Annotated in this window: 29 protein-coding genes; 9 read left to right on the top strand and 20 right to left on the bottom strand. The window is 68.5% G+C overall.

Going from position 1 to position 24,518, the window contains the following annotated elements; genetic code table 11:
* Positions 1-29 precede the first annotated feature (29 nt).
* Positions 30-1,331 (top strand): signal recognition particle-docking protein FtsY, encoded by a 1,302-nt coding sequence (gene ftsY, locus AC1RAD_RS25780; RefSeq protein ID WP_492737954.1) that lies wholly within the window; start codon positions 30-32, stop codon positions 1,329-1,331.
* A gap of 128 nt (positions 1,332-1,459) precedes the next feature.
* Here the strand turns inward: ftsY and AC1RAD_RS25775 are convergent, their stop codons facing one another.
* The 3 genes from AC1RAD_RS25775 to AC1RAD_RS25765 all read right to left on the bottom strand — a co-directional run bounded on the left by AC1RAD_RS25775 (position 1,460) and on the right by AC1RAD_RS25765 (position 5,200).
* The gene (locus AC1RAD_RS25775) at positions 1,460-2,491 is read right to left on the bottom strand and encodes a hypothetical protein (RefSeq protein WP_492684812.1); all 1,032 of its coding nucleotides are present in this window, start codon (positions 2,489-2,491) and stop codon (positions 1,460-1,462) included.
* 193 nt (positions 2,492-2,684) lie between these two features.
* A complete protein-coding gene (locus AC1RAD_RS25770; protein ID WP_307695010.1) occupies positions 2,685-4,484 on the bottom strand; it encodes an ATP-binding response regulator in 1,800 nt (599 codons plus the stop codon).
* The gene (locus tag AC1RAD_RS25765; protein ID WP_095746686.1) at positions 4,481-5,200 is read right to left on the bottom strand and encodes a response regulator transcription factor; all 720 of its coding nucleotides are present in this window, start codon (positions 5,198-5,200) and stop codon (positions 4,481-4,483) included. The genes AC1RAD_RS25770 and AC1RAD_RS25765 overlap by 4 nt, the downstream gene beginning before the upstream one ends.
* Positions 5,201-5,355: 155 nt before the next feature.
* Here AC1RAD_RS25765 and AC1RAD_RS25760 point away from each other — a divergent pair, with 155 nt between their 5' ends.
* On the top strand, positions 5,356-5,820 hold the full coding sequence (locus AC1RAD_RS25760; RefSeq protein ID WP_144004491.1) for an Mpo1 family 2-hydroxy fatty acid dioxygenase: 465 nt from the start codon (positions 5,356-5,358) through the stop codon (positions 5,818-5,820).
* 51 nt (positions 5,821-5,871) lie between these two features.
* On the opposite strand, the gene AC1RAD_RS25755 is transcribed toward AC1RAD_RS25760, so the two are convergent.
* Positions 5,872-6,690 (bottom strand): aminotransferase class IV family protein, encoded by an 819-nt coding sequence (locus AC1RAD_RS25755; protein WP_492737952.1) that lies wholly within the window; start codon positions 6,688-6,690, stop codon positions 5,872-5,874.
* Between the two features lie 114 nt (positions 6,691-6,804).
* On the opposite strand from AC1RAD_RS25755, the gene AC1RAD_RS25750 reads away from it, so the two are divergent.
* Positions 6,805-7,722, top strand: coding sequence for a LysR substrate-binding domain-containing protein (locus tag AC1RAD_RS25750; protein WP_492737950.1), 918 nt, complete (start codon positions 6,805-6,807; stop codon positions 7,720-7,722).
* 136 nt (positions 7,723-7,858) lie between these two features.
* Positions 7,859-8,800, top strand: coding sequence for an RNA polymerase sigma factor RpoH (gene rpoH, locus AC1RAD_RS25745; RefSeq protein ID WP_056577975.1), 942 nt, complete (start codon positions 7,859-7,861; stop codon positions 8,798-8,800).
* Positions 8,801-8,866: 66 nt separating this feature from the next.
* On the opposite strand, the gene AC1RAD_RS25740 is transcribed toward rpoH, so the two are convergent.
* Genes AC1RAD_RS25740 through AC1RAD_RS25715 form a run of 6 tightly spaced genes read right to left on the bottom strand, consistent with a single transcriptional unit; the run spans position 8,867 to position 14,053 of the window.
* Positions 8,867-9,697 carry a DNA alkylation repair protein gene (locus tag AC1RAD_RS25740; RefSeq protein WP_492737948.1) on the bottom strand — a complete coding sequence of 277 codons (831 nt, stop codon included), beginning with the start codon at positions 9,695-9,697 and terminating at the stop codon, positions 8,867-8,869.
* Between the two features lie 16 nt (positions 9,698-9,713).
* Positions 9,714-10,334: an SCO family protein gene (locus AC1RAD_RS25735; protein ID WP_095950891.1), complete on the bottom strand. Its 621-nt coding sequence runs from the start codon at positions 10,332-10,334 to the stop codon at positions 9,714-9,716.
* Positions 10,335-10,351: 17 nt separating this feature from the next.
* Positions 10,352-11,257: a heme o synthase gene (cyoE, locus tag AC1RAD_RS25730; protein ID WP_492737946.1), complete on the bottom strand. Its 906-nt coding sequence runs from the start codon at positions 11,255-11,257 to the stop codon at positions 10,352-10,354.
* Positions 11,254-12,477, bottom strand: coding sequence for a COX15/CtaA family protein (locus AC1RAD_RS25725; RefSeq protein ID WP_492680300.1), 1,224 nt, complete (start codon positions 12,475-12,477; stop codon positions 11,254-11,256). The genes cyoE and AC1RAD_RS25725 overlap by 4 nt, the downstream gene beginning before the upstream one ends.
* Before the next feature lie 24 nt (positions 12,478-12,501).
* On the bottom strand, positions 12,502-13,185 hold the full coding sequence (locus AC1RAD_RS25720) for a redox-active disulfide-containing membrane protein (protein WP_492737944.1): 684 nt from the start codon (positions 13,183-13,185) through the stop codon (positions 12,502-12,504).
* On the bottom strand, positions 13,169-14,053 hold the full coding sequence (locus AC1RAD_RS25715; RefSeq protein WP_492737942.1) for an SURF1 family protein: 885 nt from the start codon (positions 14,051-14,053) through the stop codon (positions 13,169-13,171). The genes AC1RAD_RS25720 and AC1RAD_RS25715 overlap by 17 nt, the downstream gene beginning before the upstream one ends.
* A 27-nt stretch (positions 14,054-14,080) precedes the next feature.
* Here AC1RAD_RS25715 and AC1RAD_RS25710 point away from each other — a divergent pair, with 27 nt between their 5' ends.
* On the top strand, positions 14,081-14,311 hold the full coding sequence (locus tag AC1RAD_RS25710) for a twin transmembrane helix small protein (RefSeq protein ID WP_062481367.1): 231 nt from the start codon (positions 14,081-14,083) through the stop codon (positions 14,309-14,311).
* A gap of 80 nt (positions 14,312-14,391) precedes the next feature.
* On the opposite strand, the gene AC1RAD_RS25705 is transcribed toward AC1RAD_RS25710, so the two are convergent.
* From AC1RAD_RS25705 to AC1RAD_RS25670, 8 genes are all read right to left on the bottom strand, one after another.
* The gene (locus AC1RAD_RS25705; RefSeq protein WP_062481365.1) at positions 14,392-15,273 is read right to left on the bottom strand and encodes a cytochrome c oxidase subunit 3; all 882 of its coding nucleotides are present in this window, start codon (positions 15,271-15,273) and stop codon (positions 14,392-14,394) included.
* An 82-nt stretch (positions 15,274-15,355) separates the two neighbouring features.
* Positions 15,356-15,523 (bottom strand): DUF2970 domain-containing protein, encoded by a 168-nt coding sequence (locus AC1RAD_RS25700; RefSeq protein WP_082818316.1) that lies wholly within the window; start codon positions 15,521-15,523, stop codon positions 15,356-15,358.
* 53 nt (positions 15,524-15,576) lie between these two features.
* Positions 15,577-16,206, bottom strand: coding sequence for a cytochrome c oxidase assembly protein (locus AC1RAD_RS25695; protein ID WP_056577955.1), 630 nt, complete (start codon positions 16,204-16,206; stop codon positions 15,577-15,579).
* 36 nt (positions 16,207-16,242) lie between these two features.
* Positions 16,243-16,359 carry a cytochrome oxidase small assembly protein gene (locus AC1RAD_RS25690; RefSeq protein WP_217493469.1) on the bottom strand — a complete coding sequence of 39 codons (117 nt, stop codon included), beginning with the start codon at positions 16,357-16,359 and terminating at the stop codon, positions 16,243-16,245.
* A gap of 40 nt (positions 16,360-16,399) precedes the next feature.
* The gene (gene ctaD / locus AC1RAD_RS25685) at positions 16,400-18,037 is read right to left on the bottom strand and encodes a cytochrome c oxidase subunit I (protein ID WP_062481356.1); all 1,638 of its coding nucleotides are present in this window, start codon (positions 18,035-18,037) and stop codon (positions 16,400-16,402) included.
* Positions 18,038-18,080: 43 nt separating this feature from the next.
* Complete coding sequence (coxB, locus tag AC1RAD_RS25680; RefSeq protein WP_062481354.1) at positions 18,081-19,259, bottom strand: cytochrome c oxidase subunit II; 1,179 nt, start codon at positions 19,257-19,259, stop codon at positions 18,081-18,083.
* 59 nt (positions 19,260-19,318) lie between these two features.
* Positions 19,319-19,795 carry a DUF2244 domain-containing protein gene (locus AC1RAD_RS25675; protein WP_056578078.1) on the bottom strand — a complete coding sequence of 159 codons (477 nt, stop codon included), beginning with the start codon at positions 19,793-19,795 and terminating at the stop codon, positions 19,319-19,321.
* A gap of 163 nt (positions 19,796-19,958) precedes the next feature.
* On the bottom strand, positions 19,959-20,873 hold the full coding sequence (locus AC1RAD_RS25670) for a class I SAM-dependent methyltransferase (protein ID WP_062481352.1): 915 nt from the start codon (positions 20,871-20,873) through the stop codon (positions 19,959-19,961).
* Positions 20,874-20,895: 22 nt separating this feature from the next.
* Between AC1RAD_RS25670 and AC1RAD_RS25665 the strand changes: the two genes are divergently transcribed.
* From AC1RAD_RS25665 to AC1RAD_RS25655, 3 genes are all read left to right on the top strand, one after another.
* Positions 20,896-21,612, top strand: coding sequence for a ComF family protein (locus AC1RAD_RS25665; protein ID WP_492737939.1), 717 nt, complete (start codon positions 20,896-20,898; stop codon positions 21,610-21,612).
* 31 nt (positions 21,613-21,643) lie between these two features.
* Positions 21,644-22,105, top strand: coding sequence for a tRNA (uridine(34)/cytosine(34)/5-carboxymethylaminomethyluridine(34)-2'-O)-methyltransferase TrmL (gene trmL / locus AC1RAD_RS25660; protein WP_492737937.1), 462 nt, complete (start codon positions 21,644-21,646; stop codon positions 22,103-22,105).
* A 115-nt stretch (positions 22,106-22,220) separates the two neighbouring features.
* Positions 22,221-22,511, top strand: a complete 291-nt coding sequence (locus tag AC1RAD_RS25655) for a DUF4148 domain-containing protein (RefSeq protein ID WP_492737935.1) — start codon at positions 22,221-22,223, stop codon at positions 22,509-22,511.
* 21 nt (positions 22,512-22,532) lie between these two features.
* Here AC1RAD_RS25655 and AC1RAD_RS25650 read toward each other — a convergent pair whose 3' ends face one another.
* Positions 22,533-23,003 carry a MaoC family dehydratase gene (locus AC1RAD_RS25650; RefSeq protein WP_062479484.1) on the bottom strand — a complete coding sequence of 157 codons (471 nt, stop codon included), beginning with the start codon at positions 23,001-23,003 and terminating at the stop codon, positions 22,533-22,535.
* Positions 23,004-23,076: 73 nt separating this feature from the next.
* Complete coding sequence (locus AC1RAD_RS25645) at positions 23,077-23,697, bottom strand: nucleotide-binding protein (protein WP_307637534.1); 621 nt, start codon at positions 23,695-23,697, stop codon at positions 23,077-23,079.
* A 92-nt stretch (positions 23,698-23,789) separates the two neighbouring features.
* Here AC1RAD_RS25645 and kefF point away from each other — a divergent pair, with 92 nt between their 5' ends.
* Complete coding sequence (gene kefF, locus AC1RAD_RS25640; RefSeq protein WP_492737932.1) at positions 23,790-24,518, top strand: glutathione-regulated potassium-efflux system oxidoreductase KefF; 729 nt, start codon at positions 23,790-23,792, stop codon at positions 24,516-24,518.

Below are 24,518 nucleotides of genomic sequence, written 5' to 3'. Positions count from 1 at the left end.
AGAATGGGTCGGATTGTAAAAAGCTCCCGATGTTCAGTTTCTTCAAGAAAAAACCACCTGCCGATGCCCCGGTGACACCGGCCCCGCCGCCGACCGCCGAACCCGCGCCCTCCCCGGCCGCGGAACCCGCACCGGCACGCTCGGTGTTCTCGCCGTCGAGCTGGTTCGGGTCGAAGCCTGCGGCGGAAGCGCCTGTTCCCGCACCCGCACCCACCCCTGCGCCGCCCCCCGAGCCGACACCGGCCGCGCCCGTGGTGGCGCCGGCGCCCGCGCCAGTTCCGGTCGCTGCACCAGCGCCGATCCCTGCGCCAGCGCCCGCCCCCATTCCCGCACCCGCTCCCGTCATCGCGCCACCGCCGCCCCCTCCGGCGCCCGTGCCCGCACCGCCTCCCGCGCCTGTCGCCGTCGTCGAGCCGGCCCCCATCGCCACCGAGCGCAAGAGCTGGTTCGACAAGCTCAAGACCGGCCTGCGCAAGACCGGCACCGGCATCCAGGCCGTGTTCGTCAACGCGCAGATCGACGACGCGCTGTATGAAGAGCTCGAATCGGCGCTGCTCATGGCCGACACCGGCGTCAAGGCCACCGAGTTCCTGCTCGACGACCTGAAGGTGCGCGTCAAGCGCCAGATGGCCACCGACGCCTCGCAGGTCAAGCGCCTGCTGGCCGACGCCGTCACCGACCTGCTCAAGCCGCTGGAGAAGCCGCTGGTCATCGGCGAATACACGCCCACCGTGATCATGGTGGCCGGCGTCAACGGCGCGGGCAAGACCACCTCCATCGGCAAGCTCACCAAGCACCTGGCCACCGAAGGCGCCTCGGTGCTGCTGGCCGCGGCCGACACCTTCCGGGCGGCGGCGCGCGAGCAACTGCTGGTCTGGGCCGACCGCAACACCGTCGAGATCGTCAGCAACGAAGGCGGCGACCCTTCGGCCGTGAGCTTCGACGCGGTGAACGCCGGCAAGGCGCGCGGCAAGGACGTGGTGCTGGTCGACACGGCGGGCCGCCTGCCGACGCAGCTGCACCTGATGGACGAGCTCAAGAAGATCAAGCGCGTCGTCACCAAGGCCGACGCCACCGCGCCGCACGAAGTGCTGCTGGTGATCGACGGCAACACCGGCCAGAACGCGCTGGCACAGGTCAGGGCCTTCGACGAGACGCTAGGCCTCACGGGCCTCATCGTCACCAAGCTCGACGGCACCGCCAAGGGCGGCGTGCTGTGCGCCATCGCGCGCGAGCGGCCGATTCCGGTGTACTTCATCGGCGTGGGCGAAAAGCTCGAAGACCTCGAGACCTTCAACGCCCGCGAGTTCGCGCAGGCGCTCCTTGGCTGACCGGCGCTTTCGTCGCCGTTCGCTTCGGTCAAAAAAAACGGTCCCCGACTCGCGCCGGGGACCGTCAGCTCCCTGTCTTTCTTTTTTCTCCCTTTGTATTTCCCCCTGCGTGTGTGCCTCTTCGGGAATCAGAAACCGAACAGTGACGTCGGGCCGCACACCGGGCTGGCGTTGCAGTTGGTCGACGTGAAGTAGTAGGCCTTCTGCTCGCTGGTGCCCAGCGCCAGGTGACCGAGCAGCGCCGCCTTCTTGGCCCCTTCGGCGTTCGCCTGCTGGATGAGGGCCGTGGTGTTGGTGCTCGGTGCGAGCGAATAGAAGTTGAAGGTCGCCGACTGCGACAGGTCCTTGGTGTAGACCACGCCGCCACCGTCCGAGAAGCCGAACTCCGTGCGGAAGCGGAAGCCGCGAGCGCCGCGCTCGTTGAACTGCGCGAGGTAGCCGGCGTGGTCGCCGATGGGATCGCCCAGTTCGTAGCCGAAGGTCGAGTTGCCCACCGAGCTCTTTTCGTAGACGGCCGCCGTGCCCGCCGAGTCGCCGGTCAGGAACGCGATGGTGCGGTTGTAGAAGCCGCTCGCGCCCTGGCTGTTCGCCTGCGCCAGGTAAGCCGCCTTGCTGGCGGGCTGCAGCTCGACACGGTAGCTGTAGGTGGCACTGTCGGCGCTGCTCTTGCGATAGACATTGAACATCTCGCCACCGATCGACTGGGCGCCCACCCACTGGAAGCCCCGCGCGCCGGCTTCGTTCAGCTGGTTCTGCAAGTCCGCGTTGGACGTGGCCGGGGCCTTCTTCTCGTAGCTGTAGGTGGCGTCGATCGTCTTCACGAACCCATCGATGTGCTCGAAGGTGGTGGGGCCGGTCGTGAAAGAGAAACCGCTCAGGAAACGGAACCCGCGCGCACCCTGCGCAGCGAGGCTGTCGAAGAAGGCCGACGCGGTGGTCGCAGCCGGCAGGCCCTCGTACAGGAAAGTGGTGGCACCCGGATTCGGTGCTGGTGCCGGGGCCGGTGCTGGTGTGGGCGCAGGCGCCGGGGCTGGCGCCGGTGCGGGCGGCGGCAACACGAAGCCACCGCCACCGCCACCACCGCCGCCTCCACCTCCGCACGCCGTCAGGGCCAGCAGCGCGGCCGTCGCGGCGGCCACTGCAGCAGGTTTGAAATTCATGGTCACTCCCTTGTCGATTCTTGTTCGGTGGCGACGCGGACCGCTGTCCGTCGACGCCGTGGAAACCCGAAATTACGACGGGGCCGATGTTCCCGGCAGTGCCAAAAGTCATTGCATGTGCGCCCATCCGGATCGATCGGCACGCAATGAACTACAACGTATTCACTTTCGATCGCAAGCTGTGTGCGAGACGCTACGGTGCCGTCGCGAGCCCCGCCATGGCCTGCAGCAGCGCATCGGGCGCCACGGGCTTGAACAGCACGGGCACGCCCGACTCGCGCACGCGCTGCAGGCGGTCGGGCGAGGTCTCGCCGGTGATCAGCAGCAGCGGCAGCTCGGTGCCCAGGTGCCGACTCAGGCGCAGGCCCACGTCGAGGCCGTCGACGCCGTCGGCCAGGCGGTAGTCGCACATCAGCAGGCCGAAGGGCCGGCCTTCGGCGCGGGCCTGGTGCAGCGCCTCGGCTGCGGCGGCCTCGTCGGCGACGGCGTGCGCATCGATCGCGTGCGAGCGCAGCAGGCCGGTCATGGCTTCGCGAATTTCAAGTTCGTCGTCCATCAACAGCACGCGACCGGGCAGCGTGGCCGCGCGCCGACGTGCAGCCAGTTCGACACTGCCGGCCGGAAACGGGCCCACGAGCGCGCTGACCTGCGGCGGCACGGTCGGCAGCACGACGCGGAAGTGCGTGCCGCGGCCCGGGCGCGAATGCATCTGCACCGGATGGCCCAGCAGGCGCGACAGGCGACGCACGATCGACAGGCCGATGCCCAGCCCGCGCGCGCGGTCCCGGCCGGGGTTATCGATCTGGTAGAACTCTTCGAAGATGCGGTGCGACTGCTCGGGCGCGATGCCGATGCCGGTGTCGCGCACCTCGATCCAGACGGTGTCGCCGCGGTCGCGCGCCGTCACGGTCACACCGCCTTGCACGGTGTACTTGAGGGCGTTGTCCATCAGGTTGGACAGCATGCGGTGCAGCAGCTGCGGATCGCTGCGCACCCACAGGCCGCTGGCGCGCACGCGCAGCTGCAGCTCCTTCTGCTCCGCCTGCGCCGAGAAGGTGTGGTTGAGCGGCAGGAACAGCGCATCGAGCTCCACCGGCTGCGGCGACGGCGTGATGACGCCGGCGTCGAGCCGGGACACGTCGAGCATGGTGTCGAGCGAGGCCCCCAGCGCGTTCACGGCGCGCATCAGGCGCTCGGCGTTGCGGCTCTCGGGACGGCCGCGCAGTTCGTTCTCGAGCGCAGCGCCGAACAGCGCGATGGCGTGCAGCGGCTGGCGCAGGTCGTGGCTGGCGGCGCCGAGGAAGCGGGTCTTTTCTTCGCTGGCACGCTCGGTGGCGGCGATCTGCTCGCCCAGGCGTGCGGCCAGCGCTTCGTTCTCGAAACGCAGCATGAGCGAGTCGGTCAGCAGCCGGTGCTGGCGCACGCCGGCGTGCAGGGTAAGCATCAGGTAGGCCGAGCCGGCCGCGGCCAGGAACAGGTGCAGGCCGTCGCCCTGCCAGGCCAGCGCGATGATCATGCCCAGCGACATGGGCAGCGTGTAGCCGAACAGCGCGGGCTTGAGCGGCCACAGCGACTGCGCGGCGCGCGCGCAGCTGCCGACGATCACGGCCATCAGCAGCGAGGTCATGGGCAGGTTCTCGTGCGGCACGATGAACCAGGGCACCACCGCCGTGATCATGCTCACCAGCGTGACCATGCGCGAGATCTTGCGCGCCCAGTACGGGCTCTCGGAGGCCGGCTTGTCGGGCGTCCAGCGCGGCGTGAAGAACACGTAGATGTCGACCGCCACCAGCGCCGCCATCCAGAACAGCAGGCGCGCATCGCTGAGCTGCGAGTAGATGATGCAGCCGAACACGATCACGAAGCCCAGGTGGGTCAGCGTGGAGATGCCGTAGGTGTCGTAGACCGAGCCGACGTGCTCGCGCAGCACGCGCTGGCCCAGCAGCTGGCCGGCGGCGGCGTCGCCGCGGCCCGCCAGCGTGGCGCCGCTCAACGCAGCATGCTGATCAGCTGGGCGCGCGAGCGCATGCCGAACAGCAGCAGGATGGTCGAGACATGGTTCTTCACCGTGCCCTCGCTCAGGTTGGCCAGTTGCGCGATCTCCTTGTTCGCCTTGCCTTCGAGCACCCACTGCAGCACCTGCATCTGGCGCGGCGTGAGCTCCTGCCAGGCACTGGCGTGCGCGAACTCCGCGTACCCCGACAGCGACTTGGGCAGCGACGCGGGCGGCAGCGGCTGCTGCGGCGTGCCGTCGGCCTCGAACAGGCCGCAGGCGCGGATGAAGCCCACCATCTCCTTCAGGTCGGCGGACTTGGGCAGGAAGGCGCTGGCCCCGAGTGCGAGCGCGCCCTGCGCCAGCGTGCTGTTGGCGGTGCCCGAGAGCACCACGACGCGCGCCGCCGGAAAGCGCAGCCGGAACTCGGCCAGGCCGCTGAGCCCGTGCGTGTCGGGCAGCGCGAGGTCGAGCAGCACGAGGCCGATGGCCGCCTCGTTCGCCGCGTAGAGCGCGAGCGCGTCGGCGATGTTGCCGGCCTCGAACACCGAGATGCGCGCGCCCGAGGTGGCGGCCTGGGCCTGCACCAGCGCGCTCACGCCCAGGCGCAGCAGGTCATGGTCGTCGACCACCAGGATCGCGCCGGACACGCCGGCGGGCACACCGATGTCGGTGGTGGGCGGCAGGGGTGCGGAGGGGGAGTCGAAAGAGGCCACGGATTTGATCTTAGCGGCGCAAGCCCCGCGCGACAGTGCCCTAAGTCATGGCGCCCGGCCCTCGTCCGCCCCCGGGACGACGCCACTTGCCATCGCCTGGCGCCGTGGGCACCATGAGACTCTTGCCGCAACGCACGGCGCCCCGGAGACCTGCCATGACCCACACTGCCGCCGCCCCGCTCGCCACCAGCGAGCGCAAGGTCGACCGCCTGCTCGCCCACTACGAGGAGAGCCACCGCCATCCGACCAACGAGCTGATCCACTTCGTGGCCATTCCCGCGATCATGCTGAGCATCGTCGGGTTGCTGTTCGCGATCCATCCGTGGGTGGCCTACGCCTTCGTGGCGGCCAGCCTCGTGTACTACGCCCTGCTGCGCTCGCCGGCCTTCCTCGTCACGATGCTGGCGCTCACGGTGCTGGCGCTGGTGGCGGTGCATGCGATGGGCACCGCGGTGGCGCCGGTGTCGGCGGCGATCTTCGTGGTGGCGTGGATCTTCCAGTTCGTCGGCCACAAGATCGAAGGCAAGAAGCCTTCGTTCTTCGAGGACATCCAGTACCTCTGGGTCGGCCCGCTGTTCGTGCTGTCGAAGCTGTTCGTCAAGCTCGGCATTCGCTGGTAGCCCCGCAGGCCCGGCCACGCCGGTGCGCAGCGTCCGCGCGCGGGGGTTCCTTCAAGGCGACACGAGCGGCTCGGCCTCATGGGCCCGGTGCAGCAGTTCCACGAAAGCCGGCGCTGGCGGCAACACCACGTCGCCGATGCGGTGCACCGCCACGCCCGGCGTCCACGAGTTCATGACCACGGCGCCGGCCAGCGCGGGCAGGTCGGCCATCCGCAGCACCTGGCTGCGCTGCGGGACACCGAGGCGTTCGAGCTGCCGGCGCACGATGCCCATCGTGGTGCCGACCAGGATCTCGGCCTCGGGCCACACCACCGCCTCGCCGTCCCAGAACGCCAGGTTCCAGATTGACGCCTCGCCGAGCCGCCCGTGCCGGTCGAGAAAGGCCGCGTCGTCGAAACCCTGCACAACGGCCTGGCGCAGCAGCTGGGTCTTGGCACCTTCGCCGACGTGCTTCACGGCCGGCAGGAAGCGCTCGTGCTCGATCGCGGCCAGGGTCAGCGGGCCGGCGGGGCCGTTGGAAGGCGGGCCGGTGCGGATCAGCACCTCGGGCACCGCGTCGGCCGCGGTGAACTCGCCGGCCGGGGAGTAGACGGTGGCCGTCAGCGACAGGTCCGTCGGACTGGCCGCGAGCGCCGCCCGCAGGTGGGCGCGCACCGTGTCGTCGGGCAGCGCCTGGCCGAACAGGGTCTGCGAGGCGAAGCGCAGCCGCGCCAGATGGAGGTCGAGGCCCCGCACCCGGCCGCCGCGCACCTGCATGGCCGTGAAATGCGCGTGGCCGGCGAAGGCGAGCGACGCCAGGTCCGCGCCGGGCACCGGCTGGCCGTTGCGCTGCACGACGAAGGAAGAGGGAGAAGGGACGCTGGCGGACATGGTTTCGTTGCTCCTGGAAGGGATCGATCATCAAGTTCCTGAACTATCCCGCGTTGACTTTTCCAAGAGAAACGAATAGTTTTTGGAAAATAATCAAAAACCATTTGAAGATCGATGCACCCCAAACTGCTCCCCGGCACCCGCGCCCTGCGCACCTTCGAGGCCGCCGGGCGGCACCTGAACTTCACGCGGGCCGCCGAAGAAGTCGGGCTGACGCCGGCGGCCGTGAGCCACCAGATCAAGGAGATCGAAGAGCAGCTCGGCGTGGTGCTGTTCACGCGCACCAGCCGCAGCATCCGCCTCACGCCAGCCGGCGCCGTGTGGTTCGAGGCCACCGCCGACGCGCTCGACACCCTGCGCCGCGCCGCCGGCCGCGCCCGGCGCATGGCGCGCGGGGCGGCGACGCTGCGCGTGTCGACCAGCGCCCGTTTCGCGACCAACTGGCTGCTGCCCCGGCTGCCGCAGTTCCGGGCCGCGAACCCAGGGCTGGAACTGGGTTTCGATATTTCCGACGCGCTGCGGGATTTCGACGCCGACGACATCGACGTGGCGATCCGCTTCGGCAACGGACAAGACCCGGGCACACGCGCGCAGCGGCTGTTCGACACCGTCATCGTGCCGGTCTGCAGCCCCAGGCTGCTGGCCAGCGGGCCCCCGCTGGCAACGCCGCGCGACCTGCTCCAGCACACGCTGTGCTACGTCGACTGGAAGACCGACGGCATGGTCTGGCCGAACTGGCCGATGTGGATGGCCGCGGCGGGCATCGAGGGCTTCGACGACAGCCGCTGCATCGGCTTCGCCGACTCGAGCGACGTGGTGCGCGCCGTCACCGAGAGCGGCATGGTCGGACTGGCCGACCTGGACATGATCGGCGCCGACCTCGCCCAGGGCCGGCTGGTGCGGCTGTTCGACATCGGCGTGCCCATGGCGGCGGGCTACGCCTACCACCTGGTCTACCCGGAAGGCAGCGCTGGGGACCCGCGCATCCTGGCGTTCCAGGACTGGCTGCTCGGGCAAGCGGCACGGACTTGAAAAACGCCAAACGGCATACAAATATCCAACAAATCGCGACAAAAGCTATCGCAACGATAGAAACCCAAGGGAACCCTTGGCTTAGCACTCCCTCTAACCGAGTGCTAATATGGCCAACACAAAGGAGTTTCCCCTGATGACAACGCTGTCTGGAGTCTCTGCCAACCAGCTGGCCGTCGCCAACCCCTGGTCGATGGTCCCCCCGCTGGGCAACCTGGATGCCTACATTTCGGCCGCCAACCGCCTGCCGCTGCTCACGCTCGAAGAAGAGCAGGGCTTCGCACGCAAGTTGCGCGACCAGAACGACCTCGAAGCCGCCGGTGCGCTGATCCTGTCGCACCTGCGCCTGGTCGTGTCCATTTCCCGCCAGTACCTGGGCTACGGGCTGCCGCACGGCGACCTGATCCAGGAAGGCAACGTCGGTCTCATGAAGGCCGTGAAGCGTTTCGACCCCGACCAGGGCGTGCGGCTGGTGAGCTACGCCATGCACTGGATCAAGGCCGAGATCCACGAGTACATCCTGAAGAACTGGCGCATGGTCAAGGTCGCGACGACCAAGGCCCAGCGCAAGCTGTTCTTCAATCTGCGCTCGATGAAGCAGGGTTTCAAGGCCGACTCGGCCGCGGCCGACAACGGCACGCACCGTGAGACGCTGAGCCCCGACGAGGTCTCGCAGATGGCCACGCGCCTGAACGTGAAGCCCGAGGAAGTGCTCGAGATGGAAACCCGCCTGTCGGGCGGCGACGTGCTGCTCGATCCGGGTCCGTCCGATGACGGCGACGAAGGCTTCGGCCCCATCGCCTACCTGGCCGACGCCACGCAGGAACCGACCGCCCTGCTCGAATCGCAGCAGCGCGACCGCCTGTCGAGCGACGGCATCGCCACCGCCCTGGAGGCGCTGGACGACCGCAGCCGCCGCATCGTCGAAGAGCGCTGGCTCAAGGTGAACGACGACGGCTCGGGCGGCATGACGCTGCACGACCTGGCCGCGGTGTACGGCGTGAGCGCCGAGCGCATCCGCCAGATCGAAGTGGCGGCGATGAAGAAGATGAAGAAGGCGCTGGCCGAGTACGCGTAAGCGTCACGACCGCCCTCCTCCACGAAAAAGCCCGGCAGCGCCGGGCTTTTTTCGTTCGGGGGCGCTTCAGGGCGTCGACTTGGTCAGCGTGCGCAGCGCCCGCTTCGCGATGTAGCGGGTCTCGGCGACCGGCGACTCGGCCACCCAGCGCGTGCACAGCGTCTCGACCCACTCGGGCTGCGTCTTGCTGGCGTCGTTGAGCCAGTTGGCGACCGAGTTCTGCACGTAGCGATGCGCGTCGGCGCGCAGCGGCTCCAGCAGCGGCAGCGCCAGCCAGGGCTCGGCCTTCAGCGCCTCGATCTGCGCGCACCACACGCCGCGCGGGCGCGTGAGCTCGCTGGCGAAGCGGCGCACGTTCGGATCGGCATCGGTCACCCAGGGCTGCAGCAGCGCCAGCGCTTCGTCGAGCGAATCGATGACGCTGTCGCGCACCGCCATCCAGGCGAACTCGCGCACGCCGAAATGCGGGTCGGCGGCGAAGCGGCGCACGGCGTTGAGCTGGGCCGCCAGCGGCAGGCCCGACAGCGTGATCCACTGCACCGCCCAGCAGCGCGCCACGTCGCTCGCGTGCGTGGCCAGCCGGTGTGCCACGGCGTCGCGCTCGGCGTGTTCGGCCGTCATGTCGTACAGCGCCCGCGCGATGTGGCTGTGGCGCTGCATGGGCTTGAAGGCGGCCAGCATGGCGAACGTGTCGTCCAGCCGTTCGTGCGTCGCGTCGAGGCCGACATGGCCCGCCACGCTGCGCGCGAGCAGCGGCAGTTCGAGCGCGAGGAATTCGTTGAGGTTGACGGTCTCGAGCAGCCCGCCGTTCAGCGCGCCCAGCACTTCCGGCGGAATGAGCGCGATGCGGAACGCGCCCTTGCGCGACTTCAGGTGCGCGACCGATGCGGCGTCCATGCCCCGGGCGCCCGGCTCAGGACGCAAGCAGCGTCTTCAGGTCCGACACCATCGCGGGCACGCCCGCGCCGTAGCGCGCGTAGAGCCGCAGGCGGCCCTGCGGGTCGTAGATGTAGCTGGCGGCCGAGTGGTCCATGGCGTAGCTGGTCGGCGTCTTGCCATCGACCTTCTTGTAATAGACCTTGAAGTCCTTCGCGACGGCGGCCAGCTGCTCGGGCGTGGGGATGAGCGCCACGAAGCTCGGGTCGAACGCGCCCATGTAGGCCTTGAGCACCTCGGGCGTGTCGCGCGCCGGATCGACGGTGACGAACAGCACCTGCAGCTTGCTGCCGTCGGCGCCGAGCTGCTGCTTGACCTGCGCCATCTCGGTCATGGTGGTCGGGCAGACGTCGGGGCACTGCACATAGCCGAAGAACAGCACGACCGCCTTGCCCTTGAAGTCGGCCAGCGTGCGCACCTTGCCGTCGGCGTCGGTGAGCGAGAAGTCTTTGGCGTAGTCGGCGCCCGTGATGTCGACCGCCTGGAAGCTCTGCTTCGGCTGCTCGCTGCAGGCCGAAAGGCCCAGGCCCAGCGTGGCCGAGGCGGCCACCCAGCCGGCCGTGGCGGCGATCGATTTCAGGGCATTGCGCTTGTTCATGGGCAGGTCAGGTCCGGTCAGCGGAGGTAATGGTCGACGAGCAGCGCCGCGAACAGCACGCTCAGGTGGATGAGCGAAAACCGGAAGGTCTTGCGCGCCAACGCGTCGGAGTAGTTGCGCCACAGCGCGAAGGCATAGCCGGTGAAGCCGATGCTCACGCCGATGGCCACCACGAGGTAGAGCCAGCCGCTCATGCCGTAGATGAAGGGCATCAGGCAGGCGGCGAACAGGATGAAGGTGTACAGCAGCACCTGCAGCCGCGTGAACTCGTTGCCGTGCGTCACGGGCAGCATCGGCAGGCCGGCCTTGCGGTAGTCCTCGACGCGGTACAGCGCCAGTGCCCAGAAGTGCGGCGGGGTCCACAGGAAGATGATGAGGAACAGGATCAGCGCCTCGGGACCGACGTCGCCCGTCATGGCCGACCAGCCCAGCACCGGCGGCATGGCACCCGAGGCGCCGCCGATCACGATGTTCTGCGGCGTCAGCGGCTTCAGGATGACGGTGTAGATCACCGCGTAGCCGACGAAGGTCGCGAAGGTGAGCCACATGGTCAGCGGGTTGACCGTGAACCACAGCAGCGCCGAGCCGGCCGCGCACAGCAGCGCCGAGAACACCAGCGCCTGCATGTCGCTGAGCTGCCCACGGGCCGTGGGGCGCCAGGCGGTGCGCTTCATCTTGGCGTCGATGCCCTTCTCGACCAGGCAGTTGAATGCGGCGGCCGCACCGGCCACGAGCCAGATGCCGATGCAGGCCAGCACGCCGCGCTGCACGTCGGCCCACGATGGCAGGCCGGGCACGGCCAGCACCATGCCGATGAGCGCGCAGAACACGATCAGCTGCACCACGCGCGGCTTGGTGAGCGCGTAGAACTGGCGCAGCACGTTGGCGGTGCTGGCGTGCTGAACAGGAATCGGGGTGCTCACGCGGTGGCTTTCTTCGGGTTGGGGGTGCCGCGCGCATTGTCGACGGCGCGCGGAATCGGTGCAGCGGCGGCGCTTTCGCGGCGGCTCTCGCACAGCGCCCAGGTCAGGACCACCGCCAGCGCCGCGGCGCCGCCGGTGTGGAGCACGGCGGCAGCCAGCGGCCAGCCGAGCAGCACGTTGCCCAGGCCGGTGGCCAGCTGCAGCAGCGCCAGGCCAGCCAGCCAGTGCGCCTGCGAACGCAGCGCTTCGAGGCGGCGCAGGCGCCAGGCCAGCAGGCCGAGCGCGACGAACACGGCATACGCCATGAGGCGGTGCGCGTAGTGGATGGCGGTGAGGGCGGAAAAGTCGAGCGGCTGGCCGTCGCCGGTCACGCCGAGGTGGCGCCAGATCTCGAAGCCCTGCGCGAAGTTCATCGGCGGCCACCAGCTGTCCTGGCAGGTCGGGAACTGCGTGCAGGCCAGCACCGCATAGTTGGTGCTGACCCAGCCGCCGAGCGCGATCTGCAGCACCAGCAGCACCGCCGTGGCGATCAGCCCGTTGCGCAGGGCCGGCGACACGGCCGTGGGCAGGCGCTGCGCCGCCACCTGGCGGTAGCGCACGGCCTGGATGCACAGCAGCGCGAGCAGCACGATGGCGCCCATCAGGTGCATCGTGACGATGGCGGGGAACAGCTTCCAGGTGACGGTCATGGCGCCGAAAGCGCCCTGCAGGCAGACCCAGACCAGCGTGGCCGCGGGCCACCAGGCGCTGAGCACGACGTGGTGGTGCGCGCTGTCGACCGGCGGCGCGGGCTGGCGCCGCTGGCGGCGGCGCACGATCCAGGTCGCGCCGGCCAGCGTGAGGATCAGCACCCCGACGCCGGTCGCGAGGTAGCGGTGGACCATCTCGATCCAGGCCTTGCTGTGCGTCACGGGGCCGGTCGGCTGGGCCGCCTGCGCCATCGCGATCTCGTGGCGTGCGCCGGCCGGGCTGGCGTTGCCGTAGCAGCCGGGCCAGTCGGGGCAACCCAGGCCCGAATCGGTGAGCCGCGTGAAAGCACCGAACAGCGTGAGGTCGAAGGTGAGGAACAGCGTGAGCACGGTCAGCGCATGCAGCCGCCGCGCGGGGCCGGAGCCGGCGTTGCGGCGCCACACCCAGACCAGCGGGCCGAGCGCGAGCAGCACGCCGGCGCCCATCATCCAGGCGATCGGCGTGAGGTCGTAGAGGGAGCTCGTGTCCATGAGGCGGTGGTGGTTCGCGCGGGCTCAGCGGCCCGCTTCGTCCCACGATGACGAGGCGCGCAGCAGGCGGTCGATGTCGCGCTTGGCGCGGCTCGCACCGGCGGCGTCCATGCGGGCCGGGAAACGCATCATCCAGTTGCCCATCGGATCGACCACGTAGAGGTGCTCGGACAGCGCGTGCCCTTGCACGGGCGCGAGCCAGCGGGCCAGCTGGTCGGCCGGCACGCGCAGCACGGTCGCGCCGTGCAGGCCGTTGGTCAGCCGCTCGGGCACGGGCGCCGCGTCGCTCACGAGCCAGACGCGGTCCAGGCGGTCTTTCTCGCGGCCCAGGCTCTCGCGCAGCTGGCGCTGCAGGTACAGCTGCTGCTCGCACAGCGCGTCGCAAGCCGCGTCGGCCACTGCCACCAGCAGCCACTGGCCCTTGAGCGTGGTCAGCTCGACCGGCGCGCCGTTGCGGTCGGTTGCCGTGAGGCGGGGCATCTCGTGCTGCGGATCGATCAGCTCGCCGTACACGCTGCGGCCCTCGGGCCGGATCACGTAGTAGGTGAAGTAGGAGGCGATCACGGGTGCCGCGCACATCAGCAGCACGGCGATCATCTTCCAGCGCCCGTGAACCGTGCGTCGGCTCTCGGCCTCGTCCAGCGCCTGGCCCGGCGACGGCATCGAGTGCACGGTCAGGCCCAGCGGCTCGTCAGAGGCTGCGGCCATCGCGTGCGCGGCGCCGCGCGCGCCGGAAGGGGGAGATGAATTGGAACCAGACATAGAGGATGACAACGAGGGCCGACAGGCCGAACCACTGGAATGCGTAACCGTAGTGCCTCTCGAGGCCCAACGCCGGGGCCGGCCAGTCGCGCTGCAGGCCCTCGGACGCCGGCCCGCTCTGCTGCAGCGACACGTCGGTGCGCAGCGGCAGTTGGGTCTCGGCGCGGAATGCCTCCAGGTCGAGATTTTGCCGGATGGGGGAAGACCCCTGAATGCCCGGTGCCGGAGCGCTGGCGCCGGCAGCCGAAGGGGCCGGTGCGGCGGCCGATGCCGCGGGTGCCGGTGCGGCCGCAGTCTTCGCGCCGAGTTCGAACAGATGGCTCGGCGGCGGCTCGATCAGCGCCGTGAGCTCGACGATGCCGGGCGGCGTCTCGACCACGCCGAGCTGCGTGCGGTCGACGAAATTGCGCTGCACCCAGCCGCGCTGGACCATCACGGTCTGCTCGCTGCCTTCGAGCGCGAACGGCGTCAGCACGTAGAAGCCCGGCGTGCCGTGCATCTGGCGATTGTCCAGGTAGACCGTCTGCGCCGTGAGCCACAGGCCGCGCAGGCGCACCGGCCGGTGCATCTCGCCGGCGGCTTCGCCCAGCGCCAGGAACTCGGCCTGCGACAGCGGGGCTTTCAGCTTCTGCGCATCGATGCGGGCCTGCAGCGCCTCTTTCTGCGCGGCGCGCGACAGCTGCCAGCGGCCCAGCGACACGGTGGCGGCCAACGCCAGCACGGCGGCCAGCGTGACGATCAGGAAACGGCCCCGGCCCGCGCGGCGGCGCGGCGTGGCAGAGGAAACGAGAGGCTCGGAAGGCTCGGGGGTCACTGGAGCGGACGGGGCGTGCGGCCGATAATGCGGGTCATGAAATATTTCGTCGCCCTGATCTTTCTGGGCATCTTCGCGAGCCTCGCTTTCGCGCTCTACTTCATGCTGAAGGACGGTCGCGACGGGCAGAACAAGCGCGGCGGCATGGCCCGCGCCCTCACCTTTCGGATCGGCCTGTCGGTCTTTTTGTTCCTGTGCATGCTGCTGGCCTGGAAACTCGGCTACATCCAGCCCACCGGGCTCCCGCTCGGGAAGTAACAGATGGTGCTCGTTCCACGAGAACCATGAAAAAGGCGCCTTACGGCGCCTTTTTTCTGGAATGCCGTGAGGTTCTTCGCTCAAAGCCAATAGACCAGCACGTACAGGCCCAGCCAGACCACGTCCACGAAGTGCCAGTACCAGGCGGCGCCTTCGAAGCCGAAGTGACGCTCGGCGGTGAAGTGGCCCTTCTGCAAGCGCAGCGTGATGAACAGCAGCATCAGCATGCCGATGAACACGTGCAGGCCGTGGAAGCCGGTCAGCATGAAGAAGGTCGAACCGTAGGTGCCCGAGCTGAGCTTGAGGTTCAGTTCGGTGTACAGGTGGAAGTACTCGTAGCCCTGCACGCCCAGGAAGATCACGCCCAGCAGCACGGTGAGCCACATGAAGCGGATGCACTGTGCGCGGTGGTCGGCGCGCAGCGCGTGGTGGGCGATGGTCAGCGTCACGCCCGAGCTCAGCAGCAGCGCGGTGTTGATGGTCGGCAGCCAGAACGGGCCGACGGTCTGGAAGGGCTCGATGATGCCGGCCGGCGAACCGGTGACACCGGCCGCAACGCTGGGCCACACGGCCTTGAAGTCGGGCCAGAGGATCGCGTTGTCCAGGCTGCCGAGCGTCGGCAGCGCGTGGGTGCGGGCCCACCACAGCGCCGTGAAGAAGGCGCCGAAGAACATCACTTCCGAGAAGATGAACCAGCTCATGCTCCAGCGGTACGAGAGATCGATCTTGTGACCGTACTGGCCGCTCTCGCTCTCGCCGACGGCAGCGCGGAACCACACGAAGAGCGTGCCGAGCCAGATCACCATGCCCAGCAGCAGCGACCAGGCGCCCCACTGGTGGCTGTTGATCCATTGCCCCGCGCCGAGGATCACGAAGAACAAGCCGATCGCGGACACGACCGGGTAGGCCGAGGGTCCGGGCACGAAGTAGTAGGGCGTGGTGCCGTGGGTGGTTGAACTCATATCAGCTCCTGGCTTTCTTTCTTCTCTCGATTCAATGATTCTGGAGATCGTGGTTTTTTGTCTTTGGCTCAGCAGGCAACGCTCAGGCGGCCGCGACCACATGCCGCACCAGCAGCACCAGCCCGACCACGAAGACGATCACTGCGGCAAACGCCACCACGATGACGTGCAGCGGATTGAGCTTGCCCAGGTCTTCCTTGTAGGCGCTGTTGCGACGCACCCCGAAGAACGACCAGCCCACCGCCTTCATCGTGTCCCACAGCGTGGGCTTGCGGCGCGGGGCTTCGGGCGGCAACGACGAGGTCACGAGCGCGGCTCATCGGCGACAGCATGCGAAACGGCGGCCACCGGGGCCGGAGGCGTCTTGCCGCCCACCTCGAAGAAGGTGTACGACAGCGTGATGGTCTTGACGTCCTTCGAGATCTTCGGATCGATCACGAAGGCGACCGGCCACTGCTTCTTCTCGCCCGCGTCGAGCGTGTACTGGTTGAAGCAGAAGCACTCGAGCTTGTTGAAATGCGCCGCGGCCTGCTGCGGCGCGTAGCTCGGGATGGCCTGCGCGGCCATGCGGCGGTTCTGCGTGTTCTGGAACTCGTACATCACCGTGTTCAGCTGGCCCGGGTGCACTTCGATGAAGCGCTCGGCCGGCTTGAAGTCCCACAGGCCGCCGCGCACGTTGGAGTCGAACTCGACCTTGATCGTGCGGGTCATGTCGACCTGCGTGTTGTCCGGCACGCGCACGTTCTTGGCGCCGCTGGCGCCGCCCGGCACCTGGAGTTCGGAGAGCGCGAGGATGTTGATGCCGGTCATCTCGCAGATGGCGCGGTACATCGGCACCAGCGCATAGCCGAAGGCGAACATGCCGCAGGTCACGACGGCCAGCTTGCCGACCATGCGGACATTGGCGCGGCGAATGCGTTGACCGAGGCTCATGCTGTTGCTTCCGTTCGGGGGTGCGATGCGGCGCGGTCAGCGACCGCTGAACCAGACCATGCGGACGATGAAGCCGATGAAGAAGATCACCGCGATGGAGGCCAGCGTGAGCCCCATGCGTCGGTTGTTCTTTCTTTGTTCGGGCGTCGTCATCGTCGTGCAGTCGTTGTGCTTGTGCGGCGTGCGCGGGTGATCAGCCGATCACCTTGGTGGCGGTCACGTCGAGCTTGGGCGGGTTCTCGAAGGTGTGGAACGGGGCCGGCGACGGCACTTCCCACTCGAGGCCTTCGGCCGCTTCCCAGGGCTTCTGGGCCGCTGCTTCACCCTTGCCGCGCATCGAAGGCAGCACGATGAACAGGAAGAAGTAGACCTGGGCGAAGCCGAAGAAGAACGCACCCACCGAGGCGATGGCGTTGAAGTCGGCGAACTGCATGGGGTAGTCGGCGTAGCGACGCGGCATGCCGGCCAGACCCAGGAAGTGCATCGGGAAGAAGGTGACGTTGAACGAGATCAGCGACCACCAGAAGTGAACCTTGCCGCGCGTTTCGTTGTACATCACGCCGGTCCACTTGGGCGCCCAGTAGTAGAAGCCCGAGAACATGGCGAACAGCGAGCCGGCCACCAGCACGTAGTGGAAGTGGGCCACCACGTAGTACGTGTCCTGCAGCTGCGTGTCGATCGGTGCGACCGCGAGGATCAGGCCGGTGAAGCCGCCCATCGTGAACACGAAGATGAAGCCGACCGCGAACAGCATGGGCGTCTCGAAGGTCATCGAGCCCTGCCACATCGTGGCGATCCAGTTGAAGATCTTCACGGCCGTGGGCACGGCGATCAGCATGGTCGCGTACATGAAGAACAGCTGGCCCGTGAGCGGCATGCCGGTCGTGAACATGTGGTGGGCCCACACGATGAACGACAGGATGGCGATCGACGAGGTGGCGTACACCATCGAGGCGTAGCCGAAGAGCTTCTTGCGGGCGAAGGCCGGGACCACCTGGCTGATGATGCCGAAGGCCGGCAAGATCATGATGTAGACCTCGGGATGGCCGAAGAACCAGAAGATGTGCTGGTACATCACCGGGTCGCCGCCGCCGGCGGGGTTGAAGAAGCTGGTGCCGAAGTGGCGGTCGGTCAGCGTCATCGTGATGGCGCCTGCGAGCACGGGCATCACGGCGATCAGCAGGTAGGCGGTGATGAGCCAGGTCCAGCAGAACATCGGCATCTTCATCAGCGTCATGCCGGGGGCGCGCATGTTGAGGATGGTGACGATGATGTTGATCGAGCCCATGATCGACGAGGCGCCCATGATGTGCATCGCGAAGATGCCGGCGTCCATCGAGGGGCCCATCTGCAGCGTGAGCGGGGCGTACAGCGTCCAGCCGGCCGCGGGCGCGCCGCCGGGCATGAAGAACGAACCGGCCAGCATGATGGCCGCCGGGATCAGCAGCCAGAAGCTGAAGTTGTTCATGCGCGCGAACGCCATGTCGGATGCGCCGATCTGCAGCGGGATCATCCAGTTCGCGAAGCCCACGAAGGCCGGCATGATCGCGCCGAACACCATGATCAGGCCGTGCATGGTGGTGAACTGGTTGAACAGCTCGGGGTTCACCATCTGCAGGCCGGGCTGGAACAGCTCGGCGCGGATCAGCAGGGCCAACACGCCGCCGATCATCAGCATCGTGAAGCTGAACAGCAGGTAGAGCGTGCCGATGTCCTTGTGGTTGGTCGCGAACACCCAGCGGCGCCAGCCGGTGGGCGCGTGGTGATCGTGATGGTCGTCGTGTGCGTGGCCGCCGGGGGCGTGACCGTGGGGGTCGAGGACTGCGCTCATGTCGTTGTTCCTTGCAATTTCTTCTTCGCGGGGCGCCGTCGGATCACTTGCCGCGCAGGGCCAGCACTTCGGCCGGTTGCACCAGCTGGCCCGTCTTGTTCGACCAGCTGTTCTTGGTGTACGTGGCCACGGCCGCGAGGTCGGTGTCGCTAAGCTGCTTCCAGGCAGGCATGGCACCGTTGTTCTGGCCATTGAGCAGCACCAGCAGCTGCACCTTGTGGTCGGAATCGGTCACCTTGGCTGCGCCGTCGAGCGGCTTGATCGGGCCTGCGCCCTTGCCGTTGGCCTGGTGGCAGGCCGCGCAGTTGGCGGCGTAGACCTTCTCGCCGCGTGCCAGCATGTCGGGCAGCGTCCAGACCTTGGTCGGGTCGTCGAGCTTGGCTGCGGCTTCCTTGCGCTTGGTGGCGACCCAGGCGGTGTAGTCGGCAGCCGACAGCACCTTCACGTGGATCGGCATGTAGGCGTGTTCCTTGCCGCACAGTTCCTGGCACTGGCCGTAGTAGTCGCCCACGGTCTCGGCGCGGAACCAGGTGTCGCGCACGAAGCCGGGAATGGCGTCCTGCTTGAGGCCCAGCTGCGGCACGGCGAAGGCGTGGATCACGTCGTTCGCGGTGGTGATGATGCGGACCTTCTTCTGCACCGGCACGACCATCGGGTTGTCGACCTTGAGCAGGTAGTCGTCGGGCATGGCGCCCTTGGCACCGGCGTCGGACATGGCGCGCTGCGAGCTGTCGAGCGTCGAGATGAAGGCCAGGCCCTCGCCTTCGCCGTTCAGGTAGTCGTAGCCCCACTTCCACTGGTAGCCCGTGGTCTTGATCGTGAGGTCGGCGTTCGTGGTGTCCTTCTGGGCCACGAGCACCTTGGTGGCGGGCAGCGCCATCACGATCACGATGAGGAAGGGCACGATGGTCCAGATGACCTCGACCACCACCGATTCATGGAAGTTGGCGGCCTTGTGGCCCACCGACTTGCGGTGCTTCCAGATGGAATAGAACATCACCGCGAACACGGCGACGAAGATGACCGTGCAGATGATCATCATGATCGTGTGGAGCAGATGCTGCTCCTGCGCGATCTTGGTCACGCCGACCGGAAGATTCAGCTGGCGCACCGCGGGGCCGCCGGGCAGATCGTTGACTGCGTGCGCCGCGTTGCTGAACGCCGCGCCGGCCGCCAGCAACAGATTCGCCGGCCTGTACTTATTGCGCCAAATGCTCTTCATCGTGTTCACGTTTCTTCAATTTTTCGAAAACCCAACCGTGCAGCACCGCGCGAGCCCCCTCAGGCGCCACGCAACGCCATGCGAATCTCGCGCGCCAGTGCGGCTCGCAACTCCGGGCGTACATAGCGCCCCACCCTGACCGATCGACCTTGCCCCGAGACCTCGATCAGCGAACGATCGCCGGTCTGCGGTTCGATCCGCACCTGGTGCGGAAGAAATTCCGTGCGTTCGTAGTGCCCACCGTTCTCGAGCTCCACGACGAGGCGTCCGCCCTGCAGCGCGATCCGTTCGCCATCGGTGGCATGCCGCGCGTACATCATGAACGCAAAGCCCACCGCGGCCAGTTCGAGCCAGGCGAATGGCAATACCAGCGGCGCACCGTGCAGCCAGAACACCATGCCCGTTCCCAGAGATACCACGCACAGCGAGGCGTAGAGCCAGCCCAGCTGGCTCGGCGTCACCGAGCAATTGCGTTTCAGGAACCAGTGGATGTTCTGGCCTGAGACGGTGGCAAAACGAAACACGGAATTCGACACGGGCGAGTTCAGCAAATCGGTGCGTCGATGGTGGCCAAACCCCTCGTACAAACAGGATCCGACACCCCTCGATCACGGGACAATACCCGCGAGTTTCACGCAACGGCGGATTGTAGCGGGTAGAGCGCGGGCCCCGCGCACCGAATGAGGGCTGCCGGGTCGCTCAGGCGCCAGGGCGGCCGCGCTGGAGCATCGATCGCATCTCGCGCAGCGAGACCGCGCTCTCGGGCGACAGCGCGACGCGCGGCGTCGGCTTGAAGGCGTGACCGTAGATGACCTCGAAGGTCAGCGCGATGCGGCCCTCGCCTTCCGCGGCCGGCGCCAGCTCGGGCAGGGCCTGCTTGAGCGCGCGGTGCCAGGCCTTGCCGCGCAGTGCGGGAAAGCGCGCCGGATGCAGGTTGCGCCCCAAGGTGCGCAGCTCGGCCAGGGCGGCCTCGGGGGTGGCCCAGGTGAGCACGATGCGCTCCATGTCCATCACGGGCTCGGCGAAGCCGGCGTGCACGAGCATGTCGCCCCAGTCGTGCATGTCGGTGTATTCATGGCCGGCGGCGGGCCAGCCGAGCCGGGCGTGCAGGGCGCGCAGCTCGCGCACCGTGTCCGGGCCGAGGCAGGAGAACATCAGGAAGCCGTTGGTCGCGACCAGCCGGTGCCACTGCGCGATCAGCGCCTCGGGGTCGGCCGCCATGTGCAGCGACATGTTGGCCCACAGCAGGTCCACGCCGTCTTCGGGCGTTGCGTCGAAGCGGGCCTTGCCGCCCTGCCAGCGGCGCGCGCTCCACCAGGGCGCGGTCAGCGCCTCGCCGGTCCGGTCGGCCAATGCGGGTTCGGATTCGATGACGAAGGCTTCGGCGTCGCGGTAGCGGCGGGCCAGCAGCGCGTGCGCTTCGAGGCCGCCGCGCAGCGGCGACCAGTCGGCCCAGGTGCGGGGCTGGGCCTTGATCCATTGCAGCCGGTCTTCCATCCGGCGGCCGATTTCCTCGTGCAGCCAGGGCGAGCCCTCGGCGGGCGCGAGCCGGCGCCAGCGGTCGGCCGCCGTGGGATCGATGGTCGGCGGTCTTCTTGCGGGGTCGGTGGCCATGGGGCCGTGAGTATATTGAGGCATGTACAACCGCCGGGCCCTGAGGCCTTTCACCTCGCTGCTCGCGCGGCTGCCCAGCCAGTGCGAGGTCTGCCGCGCCTGGCCGGCGCAGCGCGTGTGCGACGCCTGCGTGGCCCGCTTCGCGCCGCCGACCCCGCGCTGCGGCGGCTGCGCCCTGCCGATGCCCGAGGGCGTGGCGCGCTGCGGCGAATGCATCAAGCACCCGCCACCGCTCGACGCCTGCCTCGCCGCCTGCACCTACGCGTGGCCGTGGCCCGACTGCATCGCCCAGTTCAAGTTTCGCGGCGAGGCGGGCTGGGCCAGCCCGCTGGCCACCCTGCTGCGCAGTGCGCCGTGGGTGGAGCCGGCGCTGGAACAGTGCGACCTCGTGCTGCCGATGCCGCTGGCGCCCGGCCGCCTGGCCGAGCGCGGCTTCAACCAGGCGCACGAGCTCGCGCGCCGGCTGGCACCGGCCAAGACCGACGCCAGCCTGCTGCTGCGCACGCGCGACACGCCGGCGCAAAGCGGCCTGCCGCGCGCCGACCGGCTGCGCAACCTGCGCGGCGCCTTCGCCGTGGAGCCGCTGCGCGCCGACGGCCTGCGGGGGCGGCGCGTGGTGCTGGTGGACGACGTGATGACCAGCGGCGCCTCGCTGTTCGCCGCGGCCGCCACCTTGCGCCTGGCGGGCGCGGCGCACATCACCGGCGTGGTGCTGGCGCGGACCGACCCGCCGCGCTGAACCCGCCGGCGGCGCCCGCGACAATCGGCGCATGTTCCATATCGTCCTGGTCCACCCTGAAATTCCGCCGAACACCGGCAACGTGATCCGGCTCGCGGCCAACACCGGCTGCACGCTGCACCTGGTGGAGCCTCTCGGCTTTTCGATGGACGACCGCCTGCTGCGCCGCGCCGGGCTCGACTACCACGAGTACGCTGAGGTCAAGCGCCACGCCGACTGGGCCGCGCTGCTGGCCACGCAGCAGCCGCCGGCCGAGCGCATGTTCGCGCTGACCACGCGCGGCACCCGCCCGGTGCACGACGTGCGCTTCCAGCCCGGCGACTGGCTGGTGTTCGGCTCGGAAACCGCCGGCCTGCCGCCCGCGATCCGCGACGGCTTTGCCGAGCCGCAGCGCCTGCGGCTGCCGATGCGCACCGGCCAGCGCAGCCTGAATTTGTCGAACGCGGTGGCGGTCACGGTGTTCGAAGCCTGGCGGCAGAACGACTTCGCCTGACGGCCCTTCGCGCGGCAGGGGCACATCCGATCGGTGCTGCGCGGCGTATGGGAAGGCATGCCGGTGATTCACACCGGCATCCGCCCCTCAACGCCAACTGCCAAGGAGTCCCGCCATGCACACCACCCTGCACCTCATCACGATCGCCGCCCTCGCCTTCGCCGGCGGCGCCCATGCCTTCCAGGGCGAGCAGAACCCGCTGCCGCCCGCGCCCTTCCAGTCCTCGCTGACGCGCGCCCAGGTCCAGCAGCAAGCCCTGCAGCCGCTGCAGATCAGCAACGGCGGCACCGGCGTGGCCCGCCCGACCGCGGGCAATGTCGACCGCGCGGCGGTGCGTGCGAGCGCCATCGGCATCACCCGGCAGGGCGCCGCCACCTACGGCGAAGTCACCGACCGCCGGATGTAAAGAGAAGAAGAAAAAGTCCGCTCAGGGAAAACGGCGCACCACCGACTCGGCGACGCACGCCGGCTTGGCGGCGCCTTCGAGTTCGATGGTGGTTTCCCAGGTCATCTGCAGGCCGTTGTTGGGAATCGGCTCGGCGCTCAGCAGCTTCATGCGGGCGCGCAGGCGCTGGCCCACCGGCACCGGCGACATGAAGCGCACGCGGTTCAGGCCGTAGTTCACGCCCATGCGCGACTCGACCACGTCGATGGCCGTCTCGAAGAACTTCGGCAGCAGCGACAAGGTGAGAAACCCGTGCGCGATCGGCGCGCCGAAGGGGCCGGACTTGGCCCGCTCCACATCGACGTGGATCCACTGGTGGTCGCCCGTCGCCTCGGCGAACTGGTTGACCTGCTGCTGCGTCACGCTGATCCAGTCGCTCACGGCGACTTCCTGGCCGACGCAGGCGGCGAGATCCTGAAGGGTCTGGAATGTCTTTTTGGTCATGCGGGGCATTCTGGTGCCAAGGGCACAAGGCTGGCTGTCGGACTTGCGACAACCGGGATTCAGGGAAATCCGGGGGATCAGTTCAGGCGTCGAGCCATTCGCAGATCGGCGCCCACTGCTCCAGGTCGCGCTGCACGCGCCCCGGCGCGATGTCGAACAGCGTGAGGCCGCGCGCGGCCAGCTGCACGTAGTTCTGCGTGTCGCGCAGCTCGCCCAGCACCGGCACGCCCAGGCCGGCGATGAACTCGTGCAGCCGGTCGGCCGCCAGCGTGCGGGCGTTCACGCGCATGCCGACCAGGCCGATGCGGGTCTTTTCGGCGCGGCGGCTTTCCAGCAGGCGGTCGAGGAAATCGCGCGTGGCATAGATGTCGAAGATGCTCGGCTGCAGCGGCACGATCACGCGGTCGGCCAGCGCCAGCACCTCCTTGAAGCGCCAGCCGTGCAGGCCGGCTGGCGTGTCGAGCACCGCGTGGGTGGTGCCGCGCGGCGGGCGCACCACGGTGCTGTCGCCGGTGGCTTCCCAGGTGGCGATGGGGCGGGCCTGCGGCGGGCGCAGGCCGAGCCACAGCCGCGAGGACTGCTGGCGGTCCACGTCGCCGAGCATCACGGCATGGCCGCGGCTCGCGAAATAGCCCGCAATGTTCGTTGCAATCGTCGACTTGCCCACGCCCCCCTTGGGATTGGCGACCAGAACCACCGGCATGAGGATCTCCTCCAGAACGGGAACAGGGCTGGATGGTAGTCGCCCCGGGTTGCGCGTCGGCGACGGCGGGCCGTCTGCGTTATGTTCGCCACATGACGACAACAACATCCGCGGAGAACCCCGCCAGCAGCATCTATGTGCTGGCGGCCCACCCCCACTGGCGCGATTCGCGCGTGAACCGCCGGCTGTTCGCCGCGGCCCAGCGCGTGCCCGGCGCCGACGTGAACGACCTGTACGGCAGCTACCCCGATTTCGCCATCGACGTCGAGGTCGAACGCGAGCGGCTGGCGCGCGCGGACCTGGTGGTGCTGCTGCACCCGATCCAGTGGTATTCGATGCCGCCGCTGCAAAAGCTCTGGGTCGACGACGTGCTGGGCTACGGCTGGGCCTATGGCCCCGGCGGCACGGCCCTACAGGGCAAGGACTGCTGGCTGGTCGCCACCACCGGCGGCCCCGAGCCGAGCTACCACCCGCAAAGCTACAACCGCTACTTCTTCGACGCCTTCCTGCCGCCCTACGAGCAGACCGCCGCGCTGTGCGGCATGCGCTTTTTGCCGCCGCTGCTGCTGCACGGCGCGCGCCGCGCCAGCGAGGCCGAGGTGGCCGCGCATGTCGAGGTGTTCGTGCAGCGCCTGGAAAGCTACCCGGTGTGGCCGGAAATGGACGAGCTCGATGCCTGCATCGCCTGCCCGGTGCCCGAGACCGACCGCCCCGCGGAATCCGACGACGTGGGCCAGGTGATGGCCGGCGCGTTCCACAGCGCGATGACGCACGGCCTGGCCGTCGCCAACGGCAGCAGCAGCACCCACAAGGCGGCCTGA

Source organism: Variovorax sp. GW823-FHT04B03 (assembly GCF_058796495.1).
Note: the sequence above shows the minus strand (reverse complement) of the source record. Positions and strands in the feature narration are given on the sequence as shown.